We start from the raw sequence: 13,893 nt of genomic DNA on the forward strand, positions 1-13,893 counted from the left end.
AGCCGCGTCACGACAGCCGGCGGACCGTATAGGCCGCGCCCCGGTCCGCCGGCTGCTCGCCGACGTACTCCTGGCCGCGCATCTCGCACCACGCGGGGATGTCCAGCCGGGCCGCCTCGTCGTCCGAGAGGACCCGCACCAGGCCGCCCACCGGCACGTCGCCGATCACCTTGGCCAGCTCGATCACCGGGATCGGGCAGCGCCGCCCCAGCGCGTCCACCACCAGCGCCTCGTCCGGCCCCTCGGCGACGGTCTCCGTGCGGGACACCGGCGCCCCGAGCTTCTCCCGCACCCCGGCCACCACCCCCGGCAGCACGTCGAGGAAGCGCTCCACGTCCTCCTCGCCCGTGCCCGGCGGCAGCGAGACGCGGACGTTGCCCTCGCTGAGCACCCCCATCGCCTTCAGCACATGGCTGGGCGTCAGCGTGCTGCTGGTGCAGGACGAGCCGGACGACACGGAGAACCCCGCCCGGTCCAGCTCGTGCAGCACGGTCTCCCCGTCGACGTAGAGACACGAGAAGGTGACGACGCCCGGCAGCCGCCGCTCCGGGTCCCCGACCACCTCCACGTCCGGCACCAGCGCCGGCACCCGCGCCCGGATCCGCTCCGTCAGTTCCCGCAGCCGCGCCGCCTCCTGGGCGGCCTCCGCCCGCACCGCCCGCAGCGACGCCGCCGCGGCCACGATCGCCGGGAGGTTCTCGAAGCCGGGCGCCCGCCCCGACTCCCGCTCGTCCCGCGGACCCCGGGGAGCGAACCGCACGCCCTTGCGCACCACCAGCAGCCCGACGCCCGAGGGGCCGCCCCACTTGTGGGCGCTCGCCGCCAGCAGCGACCAGCCGCCCTCCACCGGACCCCAGCCCAGCGACTGGGCCGCGTCCACCAGCAGCGGCACCCCCGCCGCCCGGCACGCCTCGGCCGCCTCGGCCACCGGCTGAAGGGTGCCCACCTCGTGGTTGGCGGACTGGAGACACGCGAGCGCGGTGTCCGGCCGCAGCGCCCCGCCGAACTCGGACGGGCGTACGGCGCCCGTGCGGTCCACCGGCACCTCGGTGACCGTGCCGCCGCCGGACCGGTGAACCTCCGCCGCATGGAGTACAGAAGAGTGTTCGACAGCTGACACGATCAGGTGATGCCCGGTGCGCCGCCGCCCGGCCAGCGCCCCCGCGATCCCGGAGTGCACCGCGGCCGTCCCGGACGGGGTGAACACCAGTTCGTCCGGCCGGCACCCCACCGCCTCGGCGGCGGCTTCCCGGGCGGCGTCGAGCAACAGCCGCGCCCGCCGCCCCTCCTTGTACAGCCGCGCCGGATCGGCCCACCCCTCGTCCAGAGAGGCCGTCAGCGCCTGACGGGCGACGGGATGAAGAGGAGCGGCGGAAGCGGCGTCGAAGTAGGGCACACGGCAACGCTAACGCCCTCAGGGGCGCGGGGAACCGCGCGATCGGCCACGACGACGCCGCACCCGCCACGACGCCCGTACCCCCGGACGATGCGGCGCTCGGTGCAACCCGCGACGCGTACGGCACCCCTCCCCGCGACCCCCCGGAGGGCGTCGGCTAGGGTTTGGTCCGCATAAACATCCAAACCCCTGCCCGACGCAGGGCGGCGACCGACCAGCGAGAAGGCCAGGCCGCAGCCGAACAGCGCGGGCGAGACTCTCGGGAAGGCGCTACGTGAGTCCCAACGGCTCCGACCTCCCCCACGGCCTGGAAGGCGTGGGCGGTACCCCCAAGCCGCGGCGCCCGATGCGGCGGAAGCTGCTGCAGGCACTGACCGCGGGCCTGGTCCTGGCGACCGCCACCGGTTGCACATGGGAGGACTTCCCCCGCCTTGGCATGCCCACCCCCACGACGGAAGAGGCTCCCCGGATCCTCTCCCTGTGGCAGGGGTCCTGGGCGGCCGCGCTCGCCGTCGGCGTGCTGGTGTGGGGCCTGATCCTGTGGAGTGCTTTCTTCCACCGGCGCAGCCGCACCAAGGTCGAGGTACCTCCGCAGACCCGGTACAACATGCCCATCGAGGCGTTGTACACGGTGGTCCCCCTCATCGTCGTCTCGGTGTTCTTCTACTTCACCGCCCGCGACGAGTCCGAGCTGCTGAAGCTCGAGAAGAAGCCGGACGTCACGGTGAACGTGGTCGGCTTCCAGTGGAGCTGGTGCTTCAACTACGTCGAGAACGTCGAGGGTTCCACGGGTGACGCCAAGACGTCGCCGGAACTCGACGCGATCCCGGACCGCTACAAGGAGGCCTTCCCGGCCGACGCCGGCGGTGTCTACGACTGCGGCATCCCCGGTACCCGGAACCCGCAGACCAACAACCCGGGCCCCACCCTGTGGCTGCCCGAGGGCAAGCGGGTCCGCTTCGTGCTGACCTCGCGTGACGTCATCCACTCCTTCTGGGTGGTGCCGTTCCTGATGAAGCAGGACGTCATCCCGGGCCACACCAACGCCTTCGAGGTGACCCCCAACCGTGAGGGCACCTTCCTGGGCAAGTGCGCCGAACTCTGCGGCGTCGACCACTCCCGGATGCTGTTCAACGTGAAGGTCGTCTCCCCCGAGCGGTACGAGCAGCACCTGAAGGACCTCGCGAAGAAGGGGCAGAAGGGCTACGTGCCCTCGGGCATCGAGCAGTCCGGCCCCGAGAAGAACCGGGAGTCGAACATCCTGTGAGCATCCTCAACGAACCCAAGGGTGCCGCGGCAGCTGGGTCCCACTACGAGGACGAACTGCCGGTCAGGCGCCAGAACCGTGGCAGCGTCGTGGTCAAGTGGCTGACGACCACGGACCACAAGACGATCGGCACGATGTACCTGGTGACGTCGTTCGTCTTCTTCGTCATCGGCGGCGTGATGGCCCTGGTGATGCGCGCCGAGCTGGCCCGTCCGGGCCTGCAGATCGTGTCGAACGAGCAGTTCAACCAGGCGTTCACGATGCACGGCACGATCATGCTGCTGATGTTCGCGACGCCGCTGTTCGCCGGCTTCGCGAACTGGATCATGCCGCTGCAGATCGGCGCGCCCGACGTGGCGTTCCCGCGGCTGAACATGTTCGCCTACTGGCTCTACTCGTTCGGCTCGCTCATCGCGGTCGGCGGCTTCCTGACGCCGGACGGCGCCGCCAGCTTCGGCTGGTTCGCCTACTCGCCGCTGTCGGACGCGGTCCGCTCGCCGGGCATCGGCTCCGACATGTGGATCATGGGCCTCGCCCTCTCCGGCTTCGGCACCATCCTCGGCGCGGTCAACTTCATCACCACCATCATCTGCATGCGCGCTCCCGGCATGACGATGTTCCGCATGCCGATCTTCACCTGGAACGTGCTGCTCACCGGTGTGCTGGTGCTGCTCGCCTTCCCGGTGCTCGCCGCCGCGCTGTTCGCCCTGGAGGCGGACCGCAAGTTCGGGGCGCACATCTTCGACTCGACGAACGGCGGAGCGCTGCTGTGGCAGCACCTCTTCTGGTTCTTCGGTCACCCCGAGGTGTACATCATCGCGCTGCCGTTCTTCGGCATCGTCTCCGAGATCATCCCGGTGTTCTCCCGCAAGCCGATGTTCGGCTACATGGGTCTCATCGGCGCGACCATCGCGATCGCGGGTCTGTCGGTGACGGTGTGGGCGCACCACATGTACGTCACGGGCGGTGTGCTGCTGCCGTTCTTCTCCTTCATGACCTTCCTGATCGCGGTCCCGACCGGTGTGAAGTTCTTCAACTGGATCGGCACCATGTGGAAGGGCAGCCTCTCCTTCGAGACGCCGATGCTGTGGACGCTGGGCTTCCTCATCACGTTCACCTTCGGCGGTCTGACCGGCGTCATCCTGGCCTCCCCGCCGCTGGACTTCCACGTCTCCGACTCGTACTTCGTGGTGGCGCACTTCCACTACGTGGTGTTCGGCACCGTGGTGTTCGCGATGTTCGCCGGCTTCCACTTCTGGTGGCCGAAGTTCACCGGCAAGATGCTCGACGAGCGGCTCGGCAAGATCACCTTCTGGACCCTGTTCATCGGCTTCCACGGCACCTTCCTGGTCCAGCACTGGCTGGGCGTCGAGGGCATGCCCCGCCGGTACGCGGACTACCTGGCCGCGGACGGCTTCACCGCCCTGAACACGGTCTCGACGATCGCCTCGTTCCTCCTCGGCATGTCGCTGCTGCCGTTCTTCTACAACGTGTGGAAGACCGCCAAGTACGGCAAGAAGGTCGAGGTCGACGACCCGTGGGGCTACGGCCGCTCCCTCGAGTGGGCGACCTCCTGCCCGCCGCCCCGGCACAACTTCCTCACCCTGCCGCGGATCCGCAGTGAATCCCCGGCGTTCGACCTGCACCACCCGGAGATCGCCGCGCTCGACGAGCTCGAGAACGCCGGTCACGGCGAGAAGGCCCTCTCCGGCGGCAAGGAGGCCGGCAAGTGAAGATCCAGGGCAAGATGTTCATGTGGCTGAGCTTCTTCTTCCTGGCCATGGCCGTGGTCTACGGCCTGTGGTCGAAGGAGCCGGTCGGCACCACTGCCCTCGTCCTGTCCTTCGGCCTGAGCATCATGATCGGCTTCTACCTGGGCTTCACGGCCCGGCGGGTCGACGTGGGCGCCCAGGACAACAAGGAGGCGGACGTCGCCGACGACGCCGGCGAGGTCGGGTTCTTCAGCCCGCACAGCTGGCAGCCCCTGGCCCTGGCCGTGGGCGGCGCCCTGGCCTTCATGGGCGTGGCGATCGGCTGGTGGCTGATGTACTTCTCCGCGCCGATCCTGCTGATCGGTCTGTGGGGCTGGGTCTTCGAGTACTACCGCGGTGAGAACCGCACCCAGTAGCACGCCGTACGGCACCCGGGAGCCCGGACACTCCGTCAGGAGGGTCCGGGCTCCCGCGTTCGCCGCAGCCGCCTCACCCGTTCGGGCCGCCCGGTGAGCCGGGGCGCGCCCCGCTCCCTAGCGTGAGGCCATGAGAGACACAGAGTCCCCCCGCGCCGGCCTGAGCGGCACCCGGGCCCGCCTCGCCGGCTGCGCGCTGCTGGTGGCGGCCCTCGGCGCGGGCGTCACCGGCTGCTCCTCCGACGGCAGCCCGCTGTCCGCCGAGCCGTACGACGCGGCGGACCAGATCTCCTTCAGCGGCTCCCTCGACGAGGGGAAGCCCGCCGACCCCGACAAGCCCCTCGAGATCGTCGCCGAGGACTCCGACGGGCGCATCACCGACGTCGTCGCCGTGGACGCCTCGGGACGGCACCTCGCGGGCGAACTGGCCGCCGACGGCAGCCGCTGGCACAGCACCACCCCGCTGGCCGCCTCCGCGCAGTACACGGTCCGCGTGAGCACCGAGAACGAGGACGGCAGACCCGGCCGCAAGGTCCTCACGTTCTCCACCGGCAAACCCGGCGCCGCCAAGCGCCTGGCCGTCACCTTCGGCCCCGAGGCGGGCACCTACGGCGTCGGCCAGCCGCTCGTCGCCGAGCTCAACGAGCCGGTGAAGGACCCCGCGCAGCGGGCCGTCGTGGAACGCGGCCTGAAGGTCGACTCCACGCCCGCCGTGACCGGCGCCTGGTACTGGGTCGACGACAAGAAGCTGCACTACCGGCCCCAGGACTACTGGCCGGCCCACGCCACCGTCCAGGTGCGCAGCAACCTGGAGGGCATCAAGGTCGGCGACCGGCTGCGCGGCGACGCGGCGAAACCGCTGACCATCCGCACCGGTGACCGCGTGATAGCCGTCACGGACGCCGCCGCGCACCGGCTGACGGTCCACAAGAACGGCGAGGAGATCAAGGAGATCCCCGTCACCACCGGCAAGCCCGGTTTCGAGACCCGCAACGGCGTCAAGGTGGTGCTCGCCAAGGAACGCTTCGTACGCATGCGCAGCACCACCGTCGGCATCGCCGAGGGCTCCGCCGAGTCGTACGACCTGGACGTGCACTTCGCCACCCGGGTGACGTGGAGCGGCGAGTACGTGCACGCCGCGCCCTGGTCGGTCGGCTCCCAGGGCTACGCCAACGTCAGCCACGGCTGCGTGGGGATGAGCACCGAGAACGCCGAGTGGTTCTTCGACACCTTCCGCCCGGGCGACCTGGTGGAGGTCGTGAACTCCGACGGCGACACCATGGAGCCGTTCGGCAACGGCTTCGGCGACTGGAACCTGAGCTGGGACAAGTGGCGTGAGGGCAGTGCCCTCACCGGCAGCGGGAAGACGCCCGGCACCGCCCAGGAGGCGGCGCGGCTGCGGCCCGCGGCCGTGTGACGCGCGCGGGGCCGCCGGAGACGCCCACGGGCGGCCGGCGGCCCCGATGCCGTACGGGAGGGGGCGGGACGTCTCAGGCGCCCGCCAGCGCCTTCCGGCGCAGCAGCGAGGCCAGGGCGTTCGCGAAGTCCACGGGCTCCACCGGGAGCGTCACCGCGGCCTCCGCGCGGCTCCAGGTCGCCAGCCACGCGTCCTGCGGGCGCCCGATCAGCAGCAGCACCGGAGGACAGTTGTAGATCTCGTCCTTGATCTGCCGGCACACGCCCATGCCGCCCATCGGCACGGCCTCGCCGTCCAGCACGCACACGTCGATGCCGCCGCGGTCCAGCTCGGTGAGCACGGCCGCCGGCGTCGCGCACTCCACGAACTCCACGAGGGGCACGTCCGGCGCCGGCCGCCGGCCGGTGGCGAGCCGCACCTGCTCCCGGGTGTTGGCGTCGTCGCTGTAGACCAGCACCGTGGCGGTCGCCTGCATTGTTCCTCCACGCGTAAGAGAGAGGGCACGGCTCTGTCGGGAACTTCGGGTACCGATGGCGCGGATGCTACCCCCTCGGACCGCCTGTCAACACCGGTTCGGACACGGCTTCGAAAGGGGCTTCCGTGGGCCATACGGGCAGTCCAGGAGGGGCGAACACACCGAACGGCACCCCCGGGAGTGAGGGCGGGATAAGCGACCGACATAATGTCGGCGTGGCGACAGCAACGACAGTAGACACCGGGCACGCGCACCCGTCGGTCAACCGACCGAACCTCACCAGCGTCGGAACCATCATCTGGCTGAGTTCCGAGCTGATGTTCTTCGCGGCCCTCTTCGCGATGTACTTCACCCTGCGATCGGTGACGGGACCGGACTTCTGGTCGGAGAAGGCCGACCTGCTGAACTTCCCGTTCTCGGCGACGAACACCACGATCCTGGTGCTCTCCTCGCTCACCTGCCAGCTCGGCGTCTTCGCCGCCGAGCGCGGTGACGTGAAGAAGCTCCGGATGTGGTTCATCGTCACCTTCATCATGGGCGCGGTGTTCATCGGCGGCCAGGTCTTCGAGTACACCGAGCTGGTCAAGCACGAGGGCCTGTCCCTCTCCTCCGACCCGTACGGCTCGGCCTTCTACCTGACCACCGGCTTCCACGGCCTGCACGTGACGGGCGGCCTGATCGCCTTCCTGCTGGTCCTGGGCCGGACCTACGCGGCCCGGAGGTTCACCCACGAGCAGGCGACCGCGGCCATCGTCGTGTCCTACTACTGGCACTTCGTCGATGTCGTCTGGATCGGCCTCTTCGCCACGATCTACATGATCAAGTAGGCGGGCCCTCATCCGCGCTGGACACAGCGCACCCAACAGAAGCATCGACGCAGAAGATCCTGACACCGGGGTAATCCGTGAAAAAGCTCTCCGCACGACGACGCCATCCGCTGGCGGCGCTCGTCGTCCTACTCCTCGCGCTGGCATGCACCGGGGGGCTGTACGCCGTGTTCGCACCCGCGGACAAGGCGCAGGCCGACGAAACCGCCCAGTCCCTCACCATCGAGGAGGGCAAGAAGCTTTACACCGTCGGCTGCGCGAGCTGCCACGGCACCGGCGGTCAGGGCACGTCCGACGGCCCGAGCCTGGTGGGCGTGGGCGCCGCGGCGGTGGACTTCCAGGTGAGCACCGGCCGTATGCCGGCCGCCACCTCGCAGGGCGCGCAGATCCCGCGCAAGAAGAACATCTACAGCCAGGCCGAGATCGACCAGCTGGCGGCGTACATCGCCTCCCTGGGCGCCGGCCCGGCCGTCCCGACCGAGGCGCAGTACGGCCCCGAGGGCGCCGACGCCGCCAAGGGCGGCGAGCTGTTCCGCAACAACTGCGCGCAGTGCCACAACTTCACCGGCAAGGGCGGTGCGCTCACGCACGGCAAGTACGCCCCGAGCCTGGAGGGCGTGACGCCCAAGCACATCTACGAGGCCATGCTCACCGGCCCGCAGAACATGCCCTCCTTCCCCGACAGCACCATGTCGGAGCAGAACAAGAAGGACATCATCGCGTACCTGAACGCGGTCAACGGCGATGAGACCGAGAGCCCCGGCGGCCTCGAGCTGGGCGGCCTCGGCCCCGTCTCCGAGGGTCTGTTCGCCTGGGTCTTCGGACTCGGGGCGCTGATCGCGGTCGCCGTCTGGGTCGCCGCTCGGACCGCAAAGGCCAAGAAGTCATGAGTAGCCAAGACATTCCCGAAGAGAACCTGCCCGCTGCGCAGGACACCAGCCACGGAGCGGTGAAGCTCGCGGACGAGCAGAACCCGTTCGCGGACCCGGGCCTCCCGCCCCACGAGCCGCGGGTGCAGGACATCGACGAGCGGGCCGCGAAGCGGTCCGAGCGCGCGGTCGCCCTGCTGTTCACGGTGTCGATGCTGGCCACCGTCGGCTTCATCGCCTCGTACGTGACCATCCCGGTCGACCGGTCCGTCTACATCTGGCCGATCGGCCACATCAGCGCGCTGAACTTCGCGCTGGGCATGACGCTCGGCCTCGCCCTGTTCTGCATCGGCGCCGGCGCGGTCCACTGGGCCCGCACGCTGATGTCGGACCACGAGCTGGCCGACGAGCGTCACCCGATCGAGGCCGCCCCCGAGGTCCGCGCCAAGGTCATGGACGACTTCCGCCAGGGCGCCAAGGAGTCGGCGCTCGGCCGCCGGAAGCTGATCCGCAACACCATGTTCGGCGCGCTGGCGCTGTTCCCGCTCTCCGGCGTGGTGCTGCTGCGCGACCTCGGCCCGCTGCCCGGCACGAAGCTCCGCCACACCCTGTGGTCCAAGGGCAAGCTGCTCGTCAACATGAACACCAACGAGCCGCTGCGTCCGTCGGACCTGATCGTGGGCTCGCTGACCTTCGCCAAGCCCGAGGGCCTGGAGGAGCACGACCACGACTTCCAGACGGAGATCGCCAAGGCCGCCCTGATGCTGGTCCGCATCAAGCCGGACGACATCAAGGACAAGCGGTCCCTCGAGTGGTCGCACGAGGGCATCCTGGCCTACTCGAAGATCTGCACCCACGTGGGCTGCCCGATCTCCCTGTACGAGCAGCAGACGCACCACGCCCTGTGCCCCTGCCACCAGTCCACCTTCGATCTCTCCGACGGCGCCAAGGTGATCTTCGGTCCCGCCGGTCACCCGCTGCCGCAGCTGCGCATCGGCGTGAACGACGAGGGCTACCTCGAAGCGCTCGGTGACTTCGACGAGCCCGTCGGCCCTGCTTTCTGGGAGCGCGGATGAGTACTACCACCAGCACCGAATCCCGCGCACGCGGGAAGGCGCCCGCCGGTGAGCGGGTCGCCGACTGGGCCGACGGCCGGCTGGGGATCTACTCCCTGGCCAAGGCCAACATGCGGAAGATCTTCCCCGACCACTGGTCGTTCATGCTGGGCGAGGTCTGCCTCTACAGCTTCCTCATCATCATCCTCACGGGTGTGTACCTGACCCTGTTCTTCCACCCGTCGATGAACGAGGTGGAGTACCACGGCAGCTACGTCCCGCTGCAGGGCCAGCTGATGAGTGAGGCCTACAAGTCGACGCTGGACATCAGCTTCGACGTCCGTGGCGGTCTGCTCATCCGGCAGATCCACCACTGGGCCGCCCTGGTCTTCCTGGCCGGCATGTTCGTGCACATGATGCGCGTGTTCTTCACCGGCGCGTTCCGCAAGCCGCGTGAGATCAACTGGCTGTTCGGCTTCCTGCTGTTCGTCCTCGGCATGTTCACCGGTTTCACCGGCTACTCGCTCCCTGACGACCTGCTCTCCGGCACCGGTATCCGCTTCATGGAGGGCGCGATCCTGTCCGTGCCGATCGTCGGCACGTACATCTCGTTCTTCCTCTTCGGCGGCGAGTTCCCCGGCGACGACTTCGTGGCCCGGTTCTTCTCGATCCACGTCCTGCTGCTGCCGGGCATCATGCTCGGCCTCGTGGTGGCGCACCTGATCCTGGTCTTCTACCACAAGCACACGCAGTTCGCGGGCCCCGGCAAGACCAACAAGAACGTGGTCGGCATGCCGCTGCTGCCGGTGTACATGGCCAAGGCCGGAGGCTTCTTCTTCCTGGTCTTCGGTGTGCTTGCGGCCGTCTCGGCGATCGCCACGATCAACCCGATCTGGGCCCTCGGCCCCTACCGGCCCGACATGGTCTCCACCGGCGCCCAGCCCGACTGGTACATGGGCTTCTCCGAGGGCCTGATCCGTGTCATGCCGGGCTGGGAGATCAACTTCTGGGGTCACACGCTCGTCCTGGGCGTGTTCATCCCGCTGCTGATCTTCCCGCTGGTCCTGGTCGCCATCGCCGTGTACCCGTTCATCGAGTCCTGGGTCACCGGCGACAAGCGCGAGCACCACATCCTGGACCGCCCGCGCAACGCCCCGACGCGCACCGCCTTCGGCGTCGCCTGGATCACGCTGTACTTCGTGCTCCTCGTCGGCGGCGGCAACGACATCTGGGCCACGCACTTCCACCTGTCGATCAACGCCATCACCTGGTTCGTCCGGATCGCGTTCTTCGTCGCCCCGGTCGTGGCGTTCGTCGTCACCAAGCGGATCTGCCTCGGCCTCCAGCGCCGGGACAAGGAGAAGGTGCTGCACGGCCGCGAGTCGGGCATCATCAAGCGCCTGCCGCACGGTGAGTTCATCGAGGTGCACGAGCCGCTCAGCCAGGAGCAGCTGTACACCCTCACCGCGCACGAGCAGCCCAAGCCGCTCGAGCTCGGCCCGGAGGTCGACGAGAACGGCGTCCGGCGCAAGGTGAAGACCGGCGAGAAGCTGCGCGCGAAGCTCAGCAAGGGCTTCTACGGCGAGGAGTCGCAGATCCCGAAGCCGACCGTCGAGGAGTACAAGGAGATCACGAGCGGCCACGGCCACCACTGATCCCCGGTCGCTCCACACGTCGCCACACGACGGCGAAGGGCCCCCGTCCGTTCTGCGGACGGGGGCCCTTCGGCGTGCCCGGGGCTGGATAGGGTGGGTGCGGGACCCGTCCGGTCCCCAGGCACCCCTACGACCGTCAGGAGCGACCATGAGCGCTGTGACCCCCGCTGGAGGCGACACCGCGGCGGGCCGCTCCTGGCCCGCCCTGCTGAACAAGCTCCTCGACGGCCGGGACCTGTCCGCCGACGAGGCCGCCTGGGCGATGGACCTCATCATGCGCGGCGAGGCCACCGACGCGCAGATCGCCGGCTTCGCGGTGTCCCTGCGGGCCAAGGGCGAGACCGTCGACGAGATCACCGGCTGCGTCCGGGCGCTGTACGACCACGCCAACGTGATCGAGGTGCCGGGCGCCACCGTCGACATCGTCGGCACCGGCGGCGACGGTGCCAAGACGGTGAACATCTCCACCATGTCCTCGATCGTCGTCGCCGGCACCGGCGCGAAGGTCGTCAAGCACGGCAACCGCGCCGCGTCCTCCGCGTCCGGCGCCTCCGACGTCCTGGAGAAGCTGGGCGTCAACCTCGACATCACCCCGCGCCGGGTCGCCGAGGTCGCCGAGGAGGCCGGCATCACCTTCTGCTTCGCGGTGAGGTTCCACCCGGCGCTGCGCCATGTGGCCGCCGCCCGCGGCCAGCTCGGCGTCCGCACGGTGTTCAACTTCCTCGGCCCGCTCGCCAACCCCGCGAAGGTCAAGGCCCAGGCGGTCGGCGTCGCCGACCCGCGCATGGCGCCCATCATGGCCGGGGTGTTCGCCGGGCGCGGCCACTCCTCCCTGGTGTTCCGCGGCGACGACGGCCTCGACGAGCTGACCACCACCAGCACCTCCCGGGTGTGGGTGGTCCGCGACGGCCAGGTCACCGAGGAGACCTTCGACCCGCGGGACGTGGGCCTCGGCCTGGTCCCGGTGGAGGCGCTGCGCGGCGCCGACGCCTCCTACAACGCCGAGGTCGCCCGCCGGCTGCTGGACGGCGAGCGGGGCCCGGTACGGGACGCGGTGGTGCTGAACTCGGCGGCGGCGCTGGTCGCCCTGGAGCCGGGCCCGGGCACCCTCACCGAACAGATCCGCGCCGGGATGGCGAAGGCCGCCGAGTCGATCGACTCCGGCGCCGCCAGGCGCGTCCTGGACCGCTGGGTCGCCGTCACCAACGCGTAGGCGTGCACGGCCGTTCCGCCATCCGGATACGGGTTGCGGGACGGCCGTCCGCTCACGTACGTTCCTTTCCAGGTCATGAGTGACAGCCATCAGGCCCCGGCCGGCTGTCCGGCAACCCTCCGTCCGTGGCGGGGTGCCCCGGGTGAAGACCAGGCCGTGAGCAGCAGGGCTCACGGCAAGCGCGGACCCCTCGCACACCAGGGGTCCTGGGTCGTCGAGGAGTCTTCCGTGAGCAAGCGAATGCGCTAGGGCGTCGAGCCCCGCCTCCGCACACCCTTGTCGTTCTTCTCCTTCGCGCCGGAGCGCCGCCGAAGTGCCGTGCGCTCGCGTGAGGATCCGCCATGCCGTACGGGAGTTCCGTCATGCCCGCTGTTGCCGCCGTCGCCGCCGACCCGTCCGTCTGCGCCCCGCTGCCCGTCCTCGGCCGGGACGTCGCCGTCCCCCTCGTCACCGGCGGGGAGGTCACCTACGCGGCCCTCGACCAGGCCGCCAGCGCCCCCGCCCTCCAGCGCGTCTGGGACGACGTGGCCGCCTACGCCCCCTACTACGGCAGCGTCCACCGCGGCGCCGGATACCTCTCCCAGCTCTCCACCGACCTGTTCGAGAACGCCCGCAGGACCGTCGCCGAGTTCCTCGACTGCCGCATCGAGGACAGCCCGGGCGAAGCCCGGTCCGGCAAGGGCGGTGGCGGGCGACGGGAGGGCGACCAGCTGGTGTTCACCCGGTCCACCACCGACTCCCTCAACCTGCTCGCCGCGGCCCTGCCCGACGGCTGCGAGGTCTTCGTCTTCGAGACCGAGCACCACGCGGCGCTGCTGCCGTGGCAGCGGGCGGGCAGGGTGACCTTCCTCGACGCGCCGGACAGCCCCGCGCAGGCCGTCGCGACCCTGGAGCGCGCCCTCGCCGCCCGCGACCCCCACGGCCCGGCCCTGGTCTGCGTCACCGGCGCCTCCAACGTCACCGGCGAGCTGTGGCCGGTCCGCGAACTCGCCGCTGCCGCGCACGCGCACGGCGCCCGGATCGTGCTGGACGCCGCCCAGCTCGCCCCGCACCGCGCGGTGAGCGTGCGCGAACTCGACGTCGACTGGGTCGCCTTCTCCGGGCACAAGCTGTACGCGCCCTTCGGCTCAGGGGTGCTGGCCGGCCGCGCCGACTGGCTCCGCGACGCCGAGCCCTACCTCGCCGGCGGCGGCGCCAGCCGCACCGTCACCCGGCGCGCGGACGGGGGAGTGGACGTGCGGTGGCACGAGACCGCCGCCCGCCACGAGGCCGGCTCGCCCAACGTCATCGGCGCCTACGCGATCGCCTCCGCCTGCAAGGCGCTCACCGAGGCCGGCTTCGACGCGCTCGCCGCGCGGGAGGAGGCGCTGGTGCGGGCGGTGCGGGACGGGCTGGCGGATGTGCCGGAGGTGCGGTTCCTGTCCCTGTTCGGGGACGACGCGCCGCGCGTCGGGGTGCTGTCCTTCGTGGTCGACGGCTGGAACAGCTCCCACTTCGCCGCCGCGCTGTCCGCCGAGTACGGCATCGGTGTGCGGGACGGTCTGTTCTGCGCGCACCCGCTGGTGCGGAGGCTGCTGGGCGGGGACGCGGG

12 protein-coding genes and 1 riboswitch are annotated in these 13,893 nt (G+C 70.2%); of the genes, 10 read left to right on the forward strand and 2 right to left on the reverse strand.

The features are described 5' to 3' along the window. Nucleotides 1-7: 7 nt before the first annotated feature. Complete coding sequence (locus CCN29_RS22685; RefSeq protein WP_006136604.1) at nucleotides 8-1,396, reverse strand: cysteine desulfurase/sulfurtransferase TusA family protein; 1,389 nt, start codon at nucleotides 1,394-1,396, stop codon at nucleotides 8-10. Between the two features lie 274 nt (nucleotides 1,397-1,670). Here CCN29_RS22685 and ctaC point away from each other — a divergent pair, with 274 nt between their 5' ends. From ctaC to CCN29_RS22705, 4 genes are all read left to right on the forward strand, one after another. Beyond that, nucleotides 1,671-2,663, forward strand: a complete 993-nt coding sequence (gene ctaC, locus CCN29_RS22690) for an aa3-type cytochrome oxidase subunit II (RefSeq protein WP_006136605.1) — start codon at nucleotides 1,671-1,673, stop codon at nucleotides 2,661-2,663. Next, a complete protein-coding gene (gene ctaD, locus CCN29_RS22695; protein ID WP_006136606.1) occupies nucleotides 2,660-4,396 on the forward strand; it encodes an aa3-type cytochrome oxidase subunit I in 1,737 nt (578 codons plus the stop codon). Before ctaC ends, ctaD begins: the two co-directional genes overlap by 4 nt. Further along, nucleotides 4,393-4,791, forward strand: coding sequence for a cytochrome c oxidase subunit 4 (locus CCN29_RS22700; protein ID WP_006136607.1), 399 nt, complete (start codon nucleotides 4,393-4,395; stop codon nucleotides 4,789-4,791). Before ctaD ends, CCN29_RS22700 begins: the two co-directional genes overlap by 4 nt. Before the next feature lie 130 nt (nucleotides 4,792-4,921). Next, complete coding sequence (locus CCN29_RS22705; protein ID WP_086684079.1) at nucleotides 4,922-6,208, forward strand: L,D-transpeptidase; 1,287 nt, start codon at nucleotides 4,922-4,924, stop codon at nucleotides 6,206-6,208. A 73-nt stretch (nucleotides 6,209-6,281) separates the two neighbouring features. Here the strand turns inward: CCN29_RS22705 and CCN29_RS22710 are convergent, their stop codons facing one another. Continuing rightward, on the reverse strand, nucleotides 6,282-6,683 hold the full coding sequence (locus CCN29_RS22710) for a DNA-binding transcriptional response regulator (RefSeq protein ID WP_006136609.1): 402 nt from the start codon (nucleotides 6,681-6,683) through the stop codon (nucleotides 6,282-6,284). A gap of 215 nt (nucleotides 6,684-6,898) precedes the next feature. Between CCN29_RS22710 and ctaE the strand changes: the two genes are divergently transcribed. The 6 genes from ctaE to CCN29_RS22740 all read left to right on the forward strand — a co-directional run. Further along, a complete protein-coding gene (ctaE, locus tag CCN29_RS22715) occupies nucleotides 6,899-7,510 on the forward strand; it encodes an aa3-type cytochrome oxidase subunit III (protein WP_031019600.1) in 612 nt (203 codons plus the stop codon). Nucleotides 7,511-7,587: 77 nt separating this feature from the next. Then, a complete protein-coding gene (gene qcrC, locus CCN29_RS22720) occupies nucleotides 7,588-8,400 on the forward strand; it encodes a cytochrome bc1 complex diheme cytochrome c subunit (protein WP_031019593.1) in 813 nt (270 codons plus the stop codon). Further along, complete coding sequence (gene qcrA, locus CCN29_RS22725; RefSeq protein WP_031061733.1) at nucleotides 8,397-9,455, forward strand: cytochrome bc1 complex Rieske iron-sulfur subunit; 1,059 nt, start codon at nucleotides 8,397-8,399, stop codon at nucleotides 9,453-9,455. Before qcrC ends, qcrA begins: the two co-directional genes overlap by 4 nt. Beyond that, complete coding sequence (qcrB, locus tag CCN29_RS22730) at nucleotides 9,452-11,089, forward strand: cytochrome bc1 complex cytochrome b subunit (protein ID WP_006136613.1); 1,638 nt, start codon at nucleotides 9,452-9,454, stop codon at nucleotides 11,087-11,089. Before qcrA ends, qcrB begins: the two co-directional genes overlap by 4 nt. Before the next feature lie 148 nt (nucleotides 11,090-11,237). After that, nucleotides 11,238-12,302 (forward strand): anthranilate phosphoribosyltransferase, encoded by a 1,065-nt coding sequence (gene trpD / locus CCN29_RS22735; protein ID WP_006136614.1) that lies wholly within the window; start codon nucleotides 11,238-11,240, stop codon nucleotides 12,300-12,302. 71 nt (nucleotides 12,303-12,373) lie between these two features. Further along, nucleotides 12,374-12,490, forward strand: a riboswitch (SAM riboswitch). A gap of 174 nt (nucleotides 12,491-12,664) precedes the next feature. Further along, the coding region (locus tag CCN29_RS22740) for an aminotransferase class V-fold PLP-dependent enzyme (RefSeq protein WP_086684085.1) at nucleotides 12,665-13,893 on the forward strand (1,229 nt) is incomplete at its 3' end.

It is taken from the genome of Streptomyces pseudogriseolus, assembly GCA_002154585.1.
GTDB lineage: Bacteria > Actinomycetota > Actinomycetes > Streptomycetales > Streptomycetaceae > Streptomyces > Streptomyces pseudogriseolus.